This window comes from Variovorax sp. VaC1 (assembly GCF_043658315.1).
Classification (GTDB): Bacteria; Pseudomonadota; Gammaproteobacteria; order Burkholderiales; family Burkholderiaceae_C; genus Variovorax.
Genome location: NZ_JBIGLT010000005.1, coordinates 442,554 through 459,180, shown reverse-complemented (window position 1 = coordinate 459,180; position 16,627 = coordinate 442,554). Strand labels below are relative to the sequence as shown.

Below are 16,627 nucleotides of genomic sequence, written 5' to 3'. Positions count from 1 at the left end.
ATGCAGCCGTAGGACAAAAACGCGATGCGGCCAAACCCGCTAGCATCCGGTTCGGTTCCAAAAATCCAACCTCGATATCCATTGGAGTTTTTCGCATGAAGCTGTACTACTCGCCTGGCGCCTGCTCGCTCTCGCCCCACATCGCCCTGCATGAGGCAGGCATTGCCGCCGAGCCCGTGCTGGCCAGCACCAAGAGCCACAAGCTGCAAGACGGCACCGACTACTACGGCATCAACCCGCTGGGCTACGTGCCCATGCTCGAGCTGGACGACGGCACCCGCCTGCGCGAAGGCCCGGCCATCCTGCAATACATCGCCGACCTGGCACCCACCAAGAACCTGGCGCCCGCCGCCGGCACGCTGCAGCGCTACCGCCTGCAGGAGTGGCTGACCTTCATCGGCACCGAAGTGCACAAGGGTTTCAGCCCGCTGTTCAACCCGGCCATGCCCGAAGAAGCCAAGACCATCTTCAAGGACAAGCTGGCCTCGCGCTTCAAGTGGCTCGACAACGAACTGGCCGACAAGCAGTACCTGATGGGCGACAGCTTCAGCGTGGCCGACGGCTACCTGTTCACCGTGACCAACTGGACCAAGCCCACCGGCGTGGACATTTCCGGCTACCCCAACCTCCTGGCCTGGCACGCACGCGTGGGCGCCCGCCCGGCCGTTCAGGAAGCAATGAAGGCAGAAGGCCTGCTGAAGTAAGCCAAAGCGCTCCGATCCGGGGGAAAACCCGGATCGATTCAGCCACAAGCCGCCTTGCGCGGCTTTTCTTTCGCCTCATAAACTCTATAAATAGAACTTTAGAGATTGAGGCCGATGTCTTCTTCTTCCAACTCCCCGCGCCCCGGCGGCGACGAACCCTGCGCACGCGGCCCCCTCACCGGTGTGCGGGTCATCGACATCACCACCATCTTCATGGGCCCCTCGGCCACGCAGATGCTCGGCGACCTCGGCGCCGATGTGATCAAGGTCGAATCGCCCGAAGGCGACGTGGTGCGCGGCATCGGCGCGCAGGGCCACCAGAAGATGGGCCCGCTGTTCCTGGGCATGAACCGCAACAAGCGCAGCATCGCACTCGACCTGAAATCGCCCGATGGCCGCGCCGCGCTGATCGATCTCGTGCGCGACGCCGACGTGCTGACCTACAACGTGCGCCCGCAGGCCATGGAGCGCCTGGGCCTGGGCTACGAAACGCTCGCCGCCATCAACCCGCGCCTGCTCTACGTCGGCATGTTCGGCTTCTCGCAGCGCGGACGCCACGCCGCCAGCGCCGCCTTCGACGACCTCATCCAGGCCGCCTGCGCTCTGCCCCAGGCCATGGCCATGGGCAGCGCCGACGGCACGCCGCGCTACATGCCCATCACCATCGCCGACCGCTCGGTGGGCCTCTATGCCTTCGGCGTGATCAGCGCCGCGCTCTATGGCCGCGAGCGCACCGGGCGCGGCCAGCGCATCGACGTACCGATGTTCGAGACCATGGTGCCGCAGGTGCTGGGCGACCACCTCTACAACCAGACTTTCGTGCCGGCGCAGGGCGACTTCGGCTACCCGCGCCTGCTCTCGCCCGAACGCCGCCCCTACAAAACGCTCGACGGCCACGTCTGCTGCCTGATCTACACCGACCTGCAGTGGCGCGCCTTCCTCGCGGCCATCGGCCAGCCGGCGCTGTTCGACACCGACCCGCGCTTTGCCGACATCCGCGTGCGCACACGGCACATCGATGCGCTCTATGCGATGGTCGGCGAAGCGCTTGCCACGCGCACCACCGCCGAGTGCCAGGCGCTGCTGGGCGGCACCGACATCCCCGTCTTTCCGATGCACACCTTCGACACGCTGCTGGACGACGCCCACCTGCAGGACATCGACTTCTTCAGCGAGATGGACCACCCCGACGTCGGCCGCATCCGCCAGATGGCCGTGCCCAGCGAATGGTCCGGCACGCCGCCGGGCCAGGCCACGCCGCCCCCGCGCGTGGGCCAGCACAGCCGCGAAGTGCTGCGCGAAGCCGGCTACGACGACGCGCGCATCGACGCCCTTATTCACAACGGCGCCGTGCGCGCATCCTGATGACCACTTCATCTTCTCCTTCCTCTTTCATCGCTTGCGACATCGACGGCCACGTCGCCACCATCGCGCTCGACCGGCCCGAACGCCGCAACGCCTTCGACCTCGAAATGCGCGCGCAGATGTTCGATGCGATCCGTGGCGCGGTGGACAACCCGCAGGTGCGTGCCATCGTCCTCACCGGACGCGGTGGCCACTTCTGCGCCGGCGGCGACGTCAAGGGCATGCGCGAGATCGAACGCCTCGAAGCCGCTGCAGGCCGCCTTCGCATGAAGGATGCGCAAGCCGGCATGCGCCTGCTGATGCAGAGCGACAAGCCCGTCATAGCGGCCGTCGAAGGCTGTGCCTATGGCGGCGGCTTCGGCCTTGCTCTGGCGGCCGACATCGTGCTCGCCGCACCGAGCGCACGCTTTTGCATGTCGTTCATGAAGGTCGGCCTCGTGCCCGACTGCGGCTCGCTCTTCACGCTCGCGCGCAGCGTGGGCCTGAACCGTGCCAAGGCGCTGATGCTCTCGGCACGCGAACTCGATGCGCAGACCGCGATGGACTGGGGCATCGTCCACGAAGTCATCGCCGCCGATGCGCTTCTGCCGCATGCACAGGCCATTGCCGCCGCGCTGGCGAACGGCCCCGCCACCGCCATCGCGCTCACCAAGCAGGGCCTGCAACGCACGCACGACAGCGACATGGACGCGATGTTCGAGTTCGAAGCCATGGCCCAAGGCCTGGCCTTCGCAACCGACGACCACCGCCAGGCCATCGACGACTTCACGCAACGCCGGCCGGCGCGCTTCCAGTGGCCCGCCACGCCCGCGACTTCTTCATCTCCCTCCTCTACTTCTTGAACCAAGGACCCGCCGCATGACCGACACCGCTCCTGCCACCACCGAACTGCGCGAGGAAATGCGCGGGTCCGTGTTGTGGCTCACCATCGACCGCGAAGCGCGCCGCAACGCCATCAGCCCCGGCGTGCTCGCGGGCCTGTCCGCCGCACTCGCACGCGCCAACACCGACACCGCCGTGCGCGCCGTCGTCATCACCGGCGCCGGTACAAAGGCCTTCTGCGCGGGCGCCGACCTGCAAAGCGGCAGCGCCTTCAAGTTCGACTATTCGCAGCCCTACCAGGGCTTCGCGAATCTCTTCCGCCAGGCCAAGCAATCGACCGTGCCGCTGATCGCGCGCGTCAACGGCGCCTGCATGGCCGGCGGCATGGGCATCATGGGCATGTGCGACATGGCGGTGGCCAGCAGCCAGGCCGTGTTCGGTTTGCCCGAGGTCAAGGTCGGCCTCTTTCCCGCGCAGGTGCTCAGCGTGCTCGGCGGCTTGCTGCCGCGCCGCGTGCTGTCCGAGATGTGCATCACCGGCGAACCCATCACCGCCGCGCAGGCGCTCGAACACGGGCTCGTCAACCGCGTGAGCGACAACGTCGATGAAAGCGTCGACTGGCTGCTCGGCCGCATGCTCGACAAATCGCCCGCCGCCATCCGCCGCGGCCTCTACACGATGAAGAAGATCGAGGCCATGGCCTTTGAAGAATCGATGGCCTTCACCGAAAGCCAGATCGCCCTCTTCGCCCTCACCGAAGACGCCACCGAAGGCCAGCTCGCCTTCCGCGAAAAGCGCAAGCCGCAATGGAGTGGCCGATGAACAGCAACACAAGCACCAACAACAAGGACCGCGTCGTCCGCATCGGCGGCGCCTCGGGCTTCTGGGGCGACAGCAGCGTCGGTGCGCCGCAGCTCGTGGCCAGCGGGCAGATCGACTACCTCGTGTTCGACTACCTTGCCGAACTCACCATGTCGATCCTTGCGGGCGCGCGGCTCAAGAAGCCCGAGCTGGGCTATGCCACCGACTTCGTGTCGGTCGCGATGAAGGCCGTGCTCAAGGACGTGGTGAAGCAAGGCATCCGCGTCGTGAGCAATGCGGGCGGCGTCAATCCGCAAGGCTGCGCCGATGCATTGGCCGCGCTCGCGGCCGAGCAAGGCATCGCACTGAAGATCGCCGTGGTGAGCGGCGACGACGTGTCGCCGCTGCTGCCCGAGCTGCGGCAATCGCAACCGCCGGTGCGCGAACTGCAAAGCGGCGCCGCCCTGCCCGAACGCGTGCTCACCGCCAACGCCTACCTCGGCGCACGGCCCGTGCAGGCCGCGCTCGATGCCGGCGCGCAAGTGGTCATCACCGGCCGCTGCGTCGACTCGGCCGTCACGCTCGGCGTGCTGATGCACGAGTTCGGCTGGCAGCCCGGCGACCACGACCTGCTGGCGGCCGGCAGCCTCGCGGGCCACATCATCGAATGCGGCTGCCAGGCCACGGGCGGCCTGCACACCGACTGGGACACCGTGCCCGACTGGCCCCACATCGGCTACCCGATCGTCGAGTGCAAAGCCGATGGCAGCTTCGTCGTCACCAAGCCCACAGGCACCGGCGGCAAGCTCACGCCCGCGGTGGTGGGCGAGCAGCTGCTCTACGAAATCGGCGACCCCGCCGCCTATCTGCTGCCCGACGTGGTGGCCAACTTCACGCAGGTGCGCATCGCGCAGGCTGGCGAACACCGCGTGGCGGTGCACGGCGCGCGCGGCCGCGCACCGACGGCCACCTACAAGGTGTGCGCCACGTATGTCGACGGCTTCAAGACCTCCGCGCAGCTCACCATCGTGGGCTTCGATGCGGTGGCGAAGGCCCGGCGGACGGGCGAGGCCATTCTTGCGCGCACGGGCGAGCTGTTCGCTCAATACGGATTCGGCCCCTACAGCGGCACGCAGCTCGAAGTGCTCGGTGCCGAGTCCTGCTACGGACCCCACGCACAAGCCACGCAAACGCGCGAAGCCATCCTGCGGCTCGCGGTGACGCATCCGCGCAAGGAGGCACTGGAACTCTTCGCGCGCGAGGTCGCGCCGGCCGGCACGTCATGGGCACCGGGCACCACCGGGTCGGGCGGCGGGCGTGCATCGGTGTCGCCATCGATACGGCAGTACGCCTTCCTGCTCGACAAGGGCCGCGTGCAAGCGCGCGTTGTGCTCGATGGTGCACAAGTCGATGTGCCGCAGGCGCAGGCTTCATCGAACAACGACGCACCACGCGCGACGAACGCAGCAGCGCCCGTACCAACCGTCGCGGCAGTCGACACCGCCGACAGCATCGAAGTCCCGTTGATCCGCCTCGCATGGGCACGCAGCGGCGACAAGGGCGACACCTCGAACATCGGCGTCATCGCGCGCCACCCCGCGTTGCTGCCACTGCTGCGCGAACAACTCACCGAAGCCCGCGTGGCCGAATGGCTTGCGCATCTGGTGAAGGGCCGCGTCACGCGCTACGACGTGCCCGGCATCGACGCCTTCAACTTCGTCTGCGAACAGGCGTTGGGCGGCGGTGGCATGGCGTCGCTGCGCAACGACCCGCTCGGCAAGGGCATGGGGCAGATCCTGCTCGCAGTGCCGGTGCGCGTGAGCACGGCCTTGCTCGCCTTGTTGCCATGAACACCGCGCACCTCCAGCGGCGCCGGCTCGTGCTCGGCTGCACCGCAGCAGCGACCGCTGCTGCAACGCTCGGTGCGCCACTGCATGCCTTCGCGCAATCGGCGTGGCCCAACAAGCCCATCCGCCTCATCGTTTCTTTCAGCACCGGCAGCGGCAACGACACCATCGCGCGCGAACTCGCGATCGCCATGACGCAGAGCCTGGGCCAGAGCGTGGTGGTGGAAAACCGTGGCGGCGGTGGCGGCGTGATCGGCACCGAGGCCGTCGCCAAGGCCCCGCCCGATGGCTACACCATCGGCCTGGGCACCAGCTCGCAGCTCGTGATGAACGTGGGCCTGTACCGCTCGCTGCCCTTCGATGTCGAGAAAGACCTGCATGCCATCGGCCTCGTCTCGCGCACGCCGCTCGTGCTGGTGGGCAGCGCGGACATGCCCGGCACCCTGAAGGAACTCATCGCGCTCGCAAAGGCCAAGCCGGGCCAGATCAGCTACGGTTCGGGCGGGCCGGGCTCCATCAGCCACATCGTCGGCGAAGCTTTCGCGAAGGCCGCGGGCGTGCAGCTGCTGCACGTGCCCTACAAGGGCAACGGCGCCGCGCTGGTCGACCTGTCGGGTGGCCACGTGCAGTTGCTGTTCGACGGCCTGATCTCGACCACGCCACTCGCCAAGCAGGGAAAGCTGAAGATGCTCGCGATCTCGGGCGACAAGCGCAGCCCGATGGCCCCCACGCTGCCGACCTTCGCCGAGCAAGGCTTGCGCGACTACGAGGCCTACACATGGAACGACCTGATGGCGCCTGCGGGCACGCCGCCGGAGGTGCTCGCCAAGCTGAACACCGCGCTCAATCAGGCACTGGCGTTGCCGGCCGTGCAGGCGCGGCTCGCGCAGGGTGCGTCGGATCCGCTCGGGCCCACGACACCCGCGCAGGCCGAAGCCTATGGCCGGGCCGAGCGTGTGCGGTGGGTTCCGTTCATCCGGTCGCTGCACATCGACAATCCCTAGGATGACTTTCTGTTCTTCCATTCGTCGGGTTGTGCTTGGAGTGCGCTGTTCAGGGCGCGCTCACGCCGACGGGGTACCTTGCTCTGCGAATGTCTTCTGGCCTGCGGCCTCCTCCTTTATTTCGGTGCGCAAGGCACCCCATCAGCGTGATCGTTGGGCAGTGCAGTTGTTGATCGGCGAGCACCAGCGCAGCGCCCACTGTGCGCAGGGCACCGGGTGCTCCCCGCAGCGAAATAAAGGAGGAGCGAAGCGGGGGACATTCGCGGAGGGGAGTACCCGGTGTCCTGTGCACGCGCCCTGAAGAAAGCCCCGAGCAAGAGCCCAACCACCAAAGCAGTTGAAGACCGACATGAACCCCACAGCCCCGCCCCCCTCTTCCCCTATCGGCGGCGAGCACGGCGCGGGCGTCACGCAGTACCTGCAGCTCGCCAGCGTGCTGCGCCACCGCATCACACACGGTGAGCTGCAAAGCGGCCAGCAACTGCCGACCGTCGCGCAGCTCGCGGCCGACTACAAGCTGGCGCGCGTCACCGTGCGGCAGGCTTATGGCGTGCTGGCGCGCGAGGGCCTCCTCACCAGCCAGCGCGGGCGCGGCACCTTCGTCTCGGCACAGCCTTCCACGGGCACCGATCCGCTCCTGCTACGCAACGCCATCAACGACCCGCGTGCGCGCGACATCCGCTTCGACATCCTCGAGCAGCGCCGCCAGCAACCATTGCCCGAAGGCCTGGCGCGCGGTGGCGCCACCTACGCCGACTACGCCTTCATCCGCAAGATCCATGTGCACGGCGGCGAGCCCTTCTGCCTCGTCGAGATCCACGTCGCCTCGGAAATCCATGCGCTCTTTCCGCCCGATGGCGAGCAGCATCACAAGATCGCCTACTTGCTCGACACCTACGCCGCCGACCGCATGCACAAGGTGCAGCAGACGCTCACGGTCGCACCGGCCGACCTGCTGCTCGCGCAGTACCTGCACTGCTCCTTCGCCACGCCCATCGCCCACATGGAGCGCCGCATCTTCGACACGCAGGGCCGCATCGCGCTCGCCGGGCGCTTCTGGTACCGGGGCGACCGCTTCGTGTCCGACGTCGAGATGCCCTTCGACACCTGGGCCAACTACCACGGCGCGCTGATCCCCGAGGCGTTGGCGCTCCCGCCGAACGCATAGCACCAACCGGACAACCCCGTCGCAGCAGGGTTGAGGCCCCGGGCTTAGCCTTCGGCCTGTTTTCACTTCCTTTGCTCTCACACGATGTCAACCCTCTTCGACCCCGTACAGGCCGGCGACCTGAAGCTCGCCAACCGCATCGTGATGGCGCCGCTGACGCGCAACCGCTCGCCCAATGCGATTCCGCCCGACATCGCCGCCACCTACTACAGCCAGCGCGCCACGGCCGGCCTGCTCATCACCGAAGCCACCGCCATCAGCCACCAGGGCCAGGGCTATGCCGACGTGCCGGGCCTCTACGGCACCGAGCAGCTGGACTCCTGGAAGCGTGTGACCGACGCCGTGCATGCCAAGGGCGGCAAGATCGTCGTGCAGCTGTGGCACGTGGGTCGCGTCTCGCACACCGAACTGCAACCCGATGGCGGAAAGCCCGTTGCGCCTTCGGCCATCACCGCCAAGACCAAGACCGTGCTCATCAAGGACGGCGTGCCGACCTTCGTCGAGACCTCCGAGCCGCGCGCGCTCGACGCCGGTGAACTGCCCGGCATCGTCCACGCCTATGCGGTCGCAGCCCGCAGCGCGGTCGAGACCGCCGGCTTCGACGGCGTCGAAGTGCACGGCGCCAACGGCTACCTGCTCGACCAGTTCCTGAAAGACGGCAGCAACAAACGCACTGACGACTACGGCGGCTCCATCGAAAACCGCGCCCGCCTGCTGCTCGAAGCCACGCGCGCCGTGGTCGACGCCATCGGTGGCGGCAAGACCGGCATCCGCCTGTCGCCCGTCACGCCGGCCAACGACGTGCACGACAGCAACCCGCAGCCGCTCTTCGCCTACGTGGTCAAGCAGCTCGCCAAGCTCAACCTGGCCTACATCCACATCATCGAAGGCGCCACCGGCGGCCCGCGAGAAATCGAAGACCGCCCCTTCGACTACGAAGCCCTCAAGGCCGCATACCGCGAAGCCGGCGGCAAGGGCGCATGGATGGTTAACAACGGCTACGACCGCCCGCTGGCGGAAGAAGCACTGAAGGAAGGCGACGACCTCGTGGCCTTCGGCAAGCCCTTCATCTCCAACCCCGACCTCGTGCGCCGCCTGCGCGAGAACGCACCGCTGAACGAGCTCGACAAAGCCACGATGTACGGCGGCGGCGCAAAGGGCTACACGGACTATCCGGCACTGGCCTGACAAGGCCCCGGGGGCGCCGCTCAGGCGCCGCGGATGTGAAATGGGCCATGGCAAGATGCGGCGACGCATCCGTCTTCCGACCGAAGAGAAAGAAACGCCATGGCCCGCATCGAACAACGACTGGCCGCACTCGGCCTCGTGCTTCCGCCCACCGTCACGCCGCCACCCGGCGTGGTGCTGCCCTTTCAGTTCGTGCGCATGGCCGGCAGCCGCGCGCTGATCTCGGGCCACGGCCCGCTCAACGCCGACGGCACCATCGCCGCGCCACTGGGCAAGCTGGGCCGTGAACTGACCGTCGAACAGGGCTACGCGGCCGCACGCCTCACGGCACTGGCCATGCTCGGCAGCCTGCAGCGCGCCCTCGGCGATCTCGATCGCATCACCGCTTGGACGCGCGTGTTCGGCATGGTCGCTTCGGCGCCTGGCTTCGACAGGCAGCCTGCCGTCATCAACGGTTTTTCGGACCTCATCCTCGAACTCTTCGGCCCCGACATCGGCGCCCATGCGCGCAGCGCCGTGGGCATGGCCGAGCTGCCGTTCAACATCCCGGTCGAGATCGAAGGCGAAGTGGAATTCGCGGCATGAAGAGCCCCGCCACCTGGACCTTGCGGCGCGCAGATGCCGCCGATGCCGACGCGGTTGCCGCGTGCGCCATCGAAGCCTTCCGCACCTACATCCCGCGCCTGGGCCTCACGCCGACCCCGATGGCAAAGGACTATGGCGCGGCCATCGCGAACGCGCAGGTGTGGGTCGCCACGCAGCAGCATCAACAACAGCAGCAGGTGGTGGCCGCGCTGGTGCTCGACACCACCGACGAAGGCTTCCTGATCGACGTCATTGCCGTGCTGCCGCAGCACCAGGGCACGGGCGTCGGCCGCGCGCTGCTCGAACTTGCGGAGCGTGAGGCACGGCGGCAGGGCCACGACTCGATCTACCTCTTCACCAACGAGAAGATGACCGAGAACCGCGCGCTCTACGAACGCATCGGCTATGTCGAATACAAGCGGCTCGTGCTCGAGCAACGCACACGCGTCTTTCTGCGCAAGCGGCTGTGACCTTCAACACCATGCAACTCGAAAAGATCCATCACGTCGCCGTCATCTGCGCCGACTACGCGGTGTCGAAGCGCTTCTACACCGAGGTTCTGGGCCTGCGCGTCGTCGCTGAAAACTACCGCGCCGCACGCGATTCGTACAAGCTCGACCTGGCCCTGCCCGATGGCTCGCAGATCGAACTCTTCTCCTTCCCCGATGCACCCGCGCGCCCCACGCGGCCCGAGGCACAGGGCCTGCGCCATCTGTCCTTCGAGGTGCACGACGTGCAGGCCGCCGCCGACGAACTCACGGCGCAAGGCATCGCGGTCGAGCCGCTGCGCACCGACGAATACACGGGCCGGCGCTTCACCTTCTTTGCCGATCCGGACGGGCTGCCGCTGGAACTCTACGAAGCCGCGCCGGCCGAAAACCTCGATGCATTGCTGCTGAAACTCGAAGGCGATCTGCATTTGCGCGAGGTGCGCGCGAGCGCCGCACGACTCGAAGAATTGCTCGAAGAAGACTTCGAGGAGATCGGTATTTCGGGCACCGCGTGGACACGCCCCGCCATCATCGAGGCCCTGCGCGACGAGGCTTTTTCGGAGCGCACGATGTCGGAATTTCGTGTGAAGCGCATCGCACCCGATGCCGCGCTGGTCACCTACCGCGTGCATCGCAAGGCCACCGCAGAGCGGCCTTCGGCGGACTCGCTGCGCAGCTCGCTGTGGCGGCTGCGGCGCGGCCGCTGGCGCATGGCGTTCCATCAGGGAACACCGCTCTGAGCACCGCAGGCCTTCAGGGCACTTCGCCGAAGGCCACGCTCACGCGCAGGCCGGTGGGCTCGGCCGCATCGAGCCGCAGCTCCGCACCCAGCAGCTCGGCATAGCGCGAGACGATCGACAGCCCGAGGCCCGAGCCCTGCCCCAGCTTTTCACCGGCGGGGCCTTGCGCCCATCGCTGCATCAGATCGCGCTGCGCCTCGATGGGAATGCCGGGGCCGTCGTCGATCACGCTCAGTGTCTGTCCCGCCAGCTCGACCGTGATGGTGCGGCCGCCATAGCGCAGTGCGTTGTCGATCAGGTTGTCGAGGATGCCTTCGACCAGCGCCTCGTTGGCATACACCACCACGGCATCGTCGAGGCCGCGCGCGCCCAGGTCGACACCGCGTGCATCCGCCCGCATCAGGTGGCGCAGCACCGTCTGCTCGGCCAGCACGTCGAGCCGCACCGGCACGCGGTCCAGGCCCGTGCGCGCCTCTTCGGCGAGCGCCAGCGCGAGCAACTGGTCAATGAGGTGGCTCGCGCGCGATTGCCGTTCGGACACGCGCTCCAGCTGCTCGCGCCAGACCTTGGCATCGTGCTGCGCGAGCCCGTACTCGGCCAGCGCGCGAATGCCGGCGAGCGGCGTGCGCAGTTCGTGCGCCACGTTGCCCACGAACTCGCGCTGCGCCTGCAGGCTCTGCCCCAGGCGGTCGAACAGCGAGTTGACCGCATTGCCCAGGCGCTGCAGCTCCCGCGAGGTCTGCGCCACCGCCACCGGCGACAGGTCGCGCACGTCGCGCCGGTCAAGCGCGCGCTGCAACTCGGCCAACGGCCGCAGGTCGCTGCGGATGCCGTACCAGAGCCACACGGCGAGCAGCACCAGCAACAGGATCTGCGGTGCCAGCGCGTAGCCGAGCAGCTGCCGCACAAGCGCCGTGCGGCTCAGCGTGGTCTGTGCCACCACCACGCGGTAGGGCATGCTGAGGTCGGGCTCGGCGTCGTGCTCGAGCACCACCGCGCGCAGCACGCTGCCTTCGTATTCCACATCCGAGAAGCGATAGCGCGAACCGTCCACCGGCAGCGGGGCCTGCAGCCCGGCCTGGCCCGAGATCAGCGTGCCGTCGAGCCGCTGCACCGCGAAGTACACCTTGTCGACCTGGTCGAAGAGCACGGTGGCCACTTCGCGCGGCGTCAGCAGCAGCTCGATGCCGCGCTCGCCCGCCTGCACGTTGGCCGACAACGCGTAGGCGTCGTCGAGCATGCCGCGATCGAAAGCCTGTTCCGAAAAGTAGTTGGCGATGACCAGCGCGATGACCGCGCCGACCATCCATGTGAGCGCCAGCGGCACCAGCACGTTGCGCAGCACGCGCTGCGTGAGCGAGGGCGCCGGGCGCGGCTTGGCGGGCGTTTCCTCGATCGAGGCGGTCGGCTCGGTCACGCGCGGATCACACCTCGGCTTCGAGCAGGTAGCCGATGCCGCGCAGCGTGCGGATGCTCGCGCCGGTGCCGAGCAGCTTCTTGCGCAGGCGCGAGATGAAGGCCTCGAGCGCGTTGTCGCCGAGCGATTCGTCGAAGCTGGAAAGCTTGTCGGACAGTGCACGCTTGCTGACCGTGCGGCCCGGCGGGCTCATCAGCTCCCACAGCACCTCGAACTCGCGCGCCGGCAGGTCGAGCGGGCCGCCCGTGGTGGAGAAGCGCCGCGCCTTGCGGTCCAGCTTGAGCTGGCCCAGCACCACGATGTCTTCGGTGCCCTTGGCGCGGCGCACCAGCGCGCGCAGGCGGGCTTCGACCTCGGCCAGGTCGAAGGGCTTGCCCAGGTAGTCGTCGGCACCGGCATCGAGGCCGGCAATGCGCTCTTCGGTGCGGCCGCGCGCGGTGAGCACCAGCACCGGCGTGCGGTCGCCGCGTGCCCGTGCCTGCCGCAGCGCGGTGAGGCCGCTGGCCAGGCCGCTGGTGGGGCTCGCGGTGGCGGGCAGGTTCAGGTCGAGCAGCACTGCGTCGAAGGGTTGCACGCGCCAAAGGTGATCGGCATCCTCGACATTGGTCGACACGTCGACCCGGTGGCCTGCATCCGCAAGGCTGCGCAGCATCACGTCGCGCAGTACGGCGTCATCTTCGACAAGCAGAATTCGCATGGTATTTGGTTGGTTGGGGTAATCTGCCCTTACGAATGACGGGTCAGCAGCCGGTCAGTCGCTCCAGCGATAAACGCAACATGAGCATACGACAGCAATATGAAACACGGGCCAATTTCGTGGCCGGCGCGACACGATGAGTGCGCGCGAACCCTCCGATCTGTTGAGCGTGGTGCCTTCCGAGGTGCAACGCACCGCCGTGGTCCTGTTGCATGGTTTATGCAGCACGCCTGACGAGTTGCTGACCGTGCAGTCGGCACTGCGCAGCCGTGGCTACCCGGTGCATCCGCTGTCGATCGAGGGTTACTCGTTCGATGCCAGCGCGCCCCTGCAGCGCGCGGCACCGTACGAACGCTGGCTCGACAACATCCAGGCGCAGGTCAAGGCGCTGCGTGCGCAGCACGACCGCGTGGTGCTCATCGGCATTTCGGCCGGCTCCTCGCTCGCGCTCGGCGCGGCCATCCGCTGCGGCAGCGACGTCGATGCACTGGTGCTCATGTCGACCACGCTGCGCTTCGACGGCTGGGCCATTCCGCGCACGCAGTTCCTGCTGCCGCTGGCCTTCTACACGCCGCTCGGCCGCCTCTGGCAATACCGCGAACGCCCGCCCTACGGCGTGAAGAACGAACGCGTGCGCGCCTGGATCGAGCGCGAGCTGCGCCACCGCAAGGTCTCGCGCGCGGGCAGCTCGGTGATCGGCGTGGGTCACCTGCGCGAGCACGACCGGCTGATCCGCCACGTGCGCCGCAACCTGAACAGCGTGCAATGCGACAACGTACTCGCACTGCACGCCCAGCAGGACGAGGTGGCCAGCGTGGCCAACCTCGACATCCTGGCGCGCGGCCTGCGTTGCCAGGCTTTCCGCACCGTGGTGGTCGCCAACAGCTACCACATGATCACCATCGACAATGACCGTCAACAGGTCGTTCGCGAAACAGTGTCTTTCGCCGATGCCGTGGCTCATGGCACGATGCCTGAGCATCCCCTGTACGCCTGACCCGGCTCGAACCCGCCTGAAAGGAAAACATCCCCATGTCTTCTTCCGATTCCTCTTCGCCCACTTTCAACAGCATCGCGACCATCCTCGAGACCGACTTCAAGGTCGAGCGCTCGGCCATCTCGCCTGCCACGGCGCTGTCCGACCTCGGTCTCGACTCGCTCGCGCTGATGGAATTCGTCTTCGCCGTCGAAGACGCATTCCACCTGCGCATTCCCGAAGACCGCCTCGACCCGCGCGAAGCCGGCATCACGCTGCAGCGCCTGTGCGAAGTGATCGACACGGAAAGCAGCGGCGCGGCGGCCCCTTCCACGCAATCGGTCGAAGCACACGCATGAGCAGCGGAGCCGCTCACGCCGTGCTCGCCGCTTCTGCAGCGCGCGCCGCATCCACGCCGGTGCGTGTGAGCGGTCTCGGTTTCATCACACCCATCGGCCGCACCGTCGAAGCCTTCGACGACGCCCTGTTCGCCGGCCGTTCCGCCGTGCGTGCGCAGACGCTCGAGATCAAGGGCATGGACCCGATGCAGCTGGCCGTTGCCGCCTGCGATTTCGAATCGAACGGCGTGCGCAGCACCTCGCGCCTGCCGCTGGACCGCGGGACCGCCATGGCCCTGGCCGCCGCGCAAGACGCCGCCGCCGAAGCCAAGCTCGACCTGGACACCATCGACCGCGACCGCCTCGGCATCTACTGGGGCAGCGGCCTGGCCGGCGCCGGCACCTTCGACAACACCACCAGCGCGCTCTACGGCGAACAACGCCGCATGCGCCCGACGACCGTGCTCACCGTGATGCCCAACGCAGCGGTGGCAGAGCTGGCATTGCACTTCGGCGCGCGCGGCGCGGCCATTGCCTACGCCTGTGCCTGCGCCTCCTCGGCCGTGGCCATCGGCGAAGCGATGCGCGCCATCCGCGGCGGCTGGATCGACGTGGCCATCGTCGGCGGCCATGACGCCATGCTCACCCCCGGCGTGATGGCCAGCTGGCACGCCATGCGCGTGATGGCGTCGCCGCCGGCCGATGCGCCGTCGTCCGCCTGCCGCCCCTTCTCGGGCGACCGTGCGGGCTTTGCCATCGGCGAAGGCGCGGCCGCGCTGGTGCTCGAATCGGAAGCGCATGCGCTGGCACGCGGTGCCGACGCCTCGCCCTTCGTGCTCGCAGGCTACGCCACCAACTGCGACGGCACGCACATCACCAACCCCGATGCGGGCGGCCAGGTGCGCGCCATGCGTGCCGCCCTGCGCGATGCCGGCATCGAGGCCTCCGACATCGGCCACATCAACGCGCACGGCACGGCCACGTCGGCCGGCGATGCCGCCGAAGCCGCGTCGATCCGCGAAGTGTTCGGCAAGGGTGCACCCGTGAGCGCCACCAAGGCCATCCACGGCCACGTGCTCGGCGGCGGCGGTGCCATCGAACTGATTGCGGCGCTGCGTGCGCTGGCGCGCGAGGCCCTGCCTCCCATCGCCAACCTGCAGACGCCCGACGCGGCTTTCGATCTCGACTTCGTCCAGGGCGAGGCGCGCCAGGCCAAGGGCATCCGCTATGCGCTGTCCAATTCCTTCGCTTTTGGCGGCACGAACGCGGTCATCGTGGCCGGTCGCGCGGCCGAACGCTGAAGATTCGCTGAAGACTTCCTGAAAAATCGAACGCGGTGCACCGGCTGGTCGTTTTCGTCGTGCCCGTGTTCGCGCTGCTCATGGCGTGCGAGTTCGCATGGGGCTGGCTCAAGCGGCGCAACACCTACCGTTTCAGCGACACCATCGGCAGCCTGAGCCAGGGCCTGCTGAGCCAGGCGCTCGCCGTCTGCACCCAGCTCTTCCAGATCGGCCTGTACGCGATGGTCTACCCCGTCGTCGCGATCTGGACGCGCCCCAGCTTCTGGGACAGCGCCATGGGCTGGATCGCCGCGGTGCTGCTGTTCGACTTCTTCGACTACTGGCTGCACCGCGCGGGCCATGAGTCGGCCGTGTTCTGGGCCGCGCACTCGGTGCATCACCAGAGCCAGCAATTCAACTTCTCCACCGCACTGCGGCAGGAAAGCGCCGTGGCCTTTCTCGGCTGGGCCTTCTACCTGCCGATGGCGGTGGTGGGCGTGCCACCCGAGCAGTTCGGCCTGGCGGGGCTGATCGTGCTGGTCTACCAGTTCTGGATCCACACCGAGCACATCGGCAAGCTCGGCTGGTTCGATCGCGTGTTCTCCTCGCCCTCCAACCACCGCGTGCACCACGCGGTGAACGACGGCTATGTCGACCGCAACTACGGAGGCATGCTGGTGGTATGGGACCGCATGTTCGGTACCTTCGCGGAAGAAGGCGAGCGCTGCATCTACGGCACCCGCAAGACGCTGGCAAGCTTCGACCCGCTGCGCGCGATCCTCGGACCCTACGCGCCGCTGCTGCGCGACAGCTGGCACACGCGCCGCTGGCAGGACAAGCTCGCCGTCTGGTTCAAGCCACCGGGCTGGCGCCCTGCCGATGTGGCGGCACGTTTTCCCGAAGCGCCGTTCTCGCTCGAAGAAGCCAAGCACATTCACGACCCGGTGCTGACACGCGCCCAGGTCGCATCGGCCGCCACCCACTTCGTCGCCTGGGTCGGCGTGACGCTGGCCTTCTTGTGGCGCGCCGACGACCTGGCTTTTCAGACCGGGCTGATCCTTCTGGCCCTGGCCATCGGCGGCTTCTGGGCGATCGGTGCGGTGCTCGATTCGCGCCTGCGGCTGCGATGGGCCTGGTGCGCGCAGGTGGCCTTGGTTGCGGTTTCGGCCGTACTGCTGGCCTGAATGGCCTGAGCGGCCTGAGA

Annotated in this window: 17 protein-coding genes; 15 read left to right on the top strand and 2 right to left on the bottom strand. The window is 67.8% G+C overall.

What is annotated here, in order from left to right; translation table 11 throughout:
* Positions 1 to 95: 95 nt before the first annotated feature.
* The 11 genes from gstA (at position 96) to ACGLHS_RS22095 (ending at position 10,715) form a co-directional block, all read left to right on the top strand.
* Positions 96 to 704, top strand: coding sequence for a glutathione transferase GstA (gstA, locus tag ACGLHS_RS22145; protein ID WP_093242171.1), 609 nt, complete (start codon positions 96 to 98; stop codon positions 702 to 704).
* Between the two features lie 114 nt (positions 705 to 818).
* Positions 819 to 2,069 carry a CaiB/BaiF CoA transferase family protein gene (locus ACGLHS_RS22140; RefSeq protein ID WP_394483240.1) on the top strand — a complete coding sequence of 417 codons (1,251 nt, stop codon included), beginning with the start codon at positions 819 to 821 and terminating at the stop codon, positions 2,067 to 2,069.
* Positions 2,069 to 2,911, top strand: a complete 843-nt coding sequence (locus ACGLHS_RS22135; protein WP_394483238.1) for an enoyl-CoA hydratase/isomerase family protein — start codon at positions 2,069 to 2,071, stop codon at positions 2,909 to 2,911. The genes ACGLHS_RS22140 and ACGLHS_RS22135 overlap by 1 nt, the downstream gene beginning before the upstream one ends.
* Positions 2,912 to 2,927: 16 nt before the next feature.
* Complete coding sequence (locus ACGLHS_RS22130) at positions 2,928 to 3,713, top strand: enoyl-CoA hydratase/isomerase family protein (protein ID WP_394483236.1); 786 nt, start codon at positions 2,928 to 2,930, stop codon at positions 3,711 to 3,713.
* A complete protein-coding gene (locus ACGLHS_RS22125; protein ID WP_394483234.1) occupies positions 3,710 to 5,542 on the top strand; it encodes an acyclic terpene utilization AtuA family protein in 1,833 nt (610 codons plus the stop codon). Before ACGLHS_RS22130 ends, ACGLHS_RS22125 begins: the two co-directional genes overlap by 4 nt.
* Positions 5,539 to 6,543: a Bug family tripartite tricarboxylate transporter substrate binding protein gene (locus ACGLHS_RS22120; protein WP_394483232.1), complete on the top strand. Its 1,005-nt coding sequence runs from the start codon at positions 5,539 to 5,541 to the stop codon at positions 6,541 to 6,543. The genes ACGLHS_RS22125 and ACGLHS_RS22120 overlap by 4 nt, the downstream gene beginning before the upstream one ends.
* Before the next feature lie 349 nt (positions 6,544 to 6,892).
* Complete coding sequence (locus ACGLHS_RS22115) at positions 6,893 to 7,711, top strand: GntR family transcriptional regulator (protein WP_394483230.1); 819 nt, start codon at positions 6,893 to 6,895, stop codon at positions 7,709 to 7,711.
* Positions 7,712 to 7,795: 84 nt separating this feature from the next.
* Positions 7,796 to 8,899: an alkene reductase gene (locus ACGLHS_RS22110; RefSeq protein ID WP_394483228.1), complete on the top strand. Its 1,104-nt coding sequence runs from the start codon at positions 7,796 to 7,798 to the stop codon at positions 8,897 to 8,899.
* A 99-nt stretch (positions 8,900 to 8,998) separates the two neighbouring features.
* The gene (locus ACGLHS_RS22105) at positions 8,999 to 9,484 is read left to right on the top strand and encodes a RidA family protein (protein ID WP_093242189.1); all 486 of its coding nucleotides are present in this window, start codon (positions 8,999 to 9,001) and stop codon (positions 9,482 to 9,484) included.
* A complete protein-coding gene (locus ACGLHS_RS22100) occupies positions 9,481 to 9,954 on the top strand; it encodes a GNAT family N-acetyltransferase (RefSeq protein WP_394483226.1) in 474 nt (157 codons plus the stop codon). Before ACGLHS_RS22105 ends, ACGLHS_RS22100 begins: the two co-directional genes overlap by 4 nt.
* Before the next feature lie 11 nt (positions 9,955 to 9,965).
* Positions 9,966 to 10,715: a VOC family protein gene (locus ACGLHS_RS22095; protein WP_394483224.1), complete on the top strand. Its 750-nt coding sequence runs from the start codon at positions 9,966 to 9,968 to the stop codon at positions 10,713 to 10,715.
* A 13-nt stretch (positions 10,716 to 10,728) separates the two neighbouring features.
* Here ACGLHS_RS22095 and ACGLHS_RS22090 read toward each other — a convergent pair whose 3' ends face one another.
* Together ACGLHS_RS22090 and ACGLHS_RS22085 are read right to left on the bottom strand one after the other, a co-directional pair.
* On the bottom strand, positions 10,729 to 12,132 hold the full coding sequence (locus tag ACGLHS_RS22090; protein ID WP_394483222.1) for a sensor histidine kinase: 1,404 nt from the start codon (positions 12,130 to 12,132) through the stop codon (positions 10,729 to 10,731).
* 7 nt (positions 12,133 to 12,139) lie between these two features.
* A complete protein-coding gene (locus ACGLHS_RS22085) occupies positions 12,140 to 12,829 on the bottom strand; it encodes a response regulator transcription factor (RefSeq protein WP_093242194.1) in 690 nt (229 codons plus the stop codon).
* 136 nt (positions 12,830 to 12,965) lie between these two features.
* Between ACGLHS_RS22085 and ACGLHS_RS22080 the strand changes: the two genes are divergently transcribed.
* The 4 genes from ACGLHS_RS22080 to ACGLHS_RS22065 are packed head-to-tail and all read left to right on the top strand — an operon-like array spanning position 12,966 to position 16,607.
* Positions 12,966 to 13,826, top strand: coding sequence for a carboxylesterase (locus tag ACGLHS_RS22080; RefSeq protein ID WP_093242196.1), 861 nt, complete (start codon positions 12,966 to 12,968; stop codon positions 13,824 to 13,826).
* 35 nt (positions 13,827 to 13,861) lie between these two features.
* A complete protein-coding gene (locus ACGLHS_RS22075; protein ID WP_093242199.1) occupies positions 13,862 to 14,164 on the top strand; it encodes a phosphopantetheine-binding protein in 303 nt (100 codons plus the stop codon).
* A complete protein-coding gene (locus ACGLHS_RS22070; RefSeq protein ID WP_394483219.1) occupies positions 14,161 to 15,444 on the top strand; it encodes a beta-ketoacyl-[acyl-carrier-protein] synthase family protein in 1,284 nt (427 codons plus the stop codon). The genes ACGLHS_RS22075 and ACGLHS_RS22070 overlap by 4 nt, the downstream gene beginning before the upstream one ends.
* A gap of 35 nt (positions 15,445 to 15,479) precedes the next feature.
* A complete protein-coding gene (locus ACGLHS_RS22065) occupies positions 15,480 to 16,607 on the top strand; it encodes a sterol desaturase family protein (RefSeq protein ID WP_394483217.1) in 1,128 nt (375 codons plus the stop codon).
* The last annotated feature ends 20 nt before the right edge of the window (positions 16,608 to 16,627 follow it).

Bases quoted from the DNA above. Each gene is read 5' to 3' on its own strand.
- gstA (WP_093242171.1), top strand. From the start codon at position 96: ATGAAGCTGTACTACTCGCCTGGCGCCTGCTCGCTCTCGCCCCACATC.
- ACGLHS_RS22140 (WP_394483240.1), top strand. From the start codon at position 819: ATGTCTTCTTCTTCCAACTCCCCGCGCCCCGGCGGCGACGAACCCTGC.
- ACGLHS_RS22135 (WP_394483238.1), top strand. From the start codon at position 2,069: ATGACCACTTCATCTTCTCCTTCCTCTTTCATCGCTTGCGACATCGAC.
- ACGLHS_RS22130 (WP_394483236.1), top strand. From the start codon at position 2,928: ATGACCGACACCGCTCCTGCCACCACCGAACTGCGCGAGGAAATGCGC.
- ACGLHS_RS22125 (WP_394483234.1), top strand. From the start codon at position 3,710: ATGAACAGCAACACAAGCACCAACAACAAGGACCGCGTCGTCCGCATC.
- ACGLHS_RS22120 (WP_394483232.1), top strand. From the start codon at position 5,539: ATGAACACCGCGCACCTCCAGCGGCGCCGGCTCGTGCTCGGCTGCACC.
- ACGLHS_RS22115 (WP_394483230.1), top strand. From the start codon at position 6,893: ATGAACCCCACAGCCCCGCCCCCCTCTTCCCCTATCGGCGGCGAGCAC.
- ACGLHS_RS22110 (WP_394483228.1), top strand. From the start codon at position 7,796: ATGTCAACCCTCTTCGACCCCGTACAGGCCGGCGACCTGAAGCTCGCC.
- ACGLHS_RS22105 (WP_093242189.1), top strand. From the start codon at position 8,999: ATGGCCCGCATCGAACAACGACTGGCCGCACTCGGCCTCGTGCTTCCG.
- ACGLHS_RS22100 (WP_394483226.1), top strand. From the start codon at position 9,481: ATGAAGAGCCCCGCCACCTGGACCTTGCGGCGCGCAGATGCCGCCGAT.
- ACGLHS_RS22095 (WP_394483224.1), top strand. From the start codon at position 9,966: ATGCAACTCGAAAAGATCCATCACGTCGCCGTCATCTGCGCCGACTAC.
- ACGLHS_RS22085 (WP_093242194.1), bottom strand. From the start codon at position 12,829: ATGCGAATTCTGCTTGTCGAAGATGACGCCGTACTGCGCGACGTGATG.
- ACGLHS_RS22080 (WP_093242196.1), top strand. From the start codon at position 12,966: ATGAGTGCGCGCGAACCCTCCGATCTGTTGAGCGTGGTGCCTTCCGAG.
- ACGLHS_RS22075 (WP_093242199.1), top strand. From the start codon at position 13,862: ATGTCTTCTTCCGATTCCTCTTCGCCCACTTTCAACAGCATCGCGACC.
- ACGLHS_RS22070 (WP_394483219.1), top strand. From the start codon at position 14,161: ATGAGCAGCGGAGCCGCTCACGCCGTGCTCGCCGCTTCTGCAGCGCGC.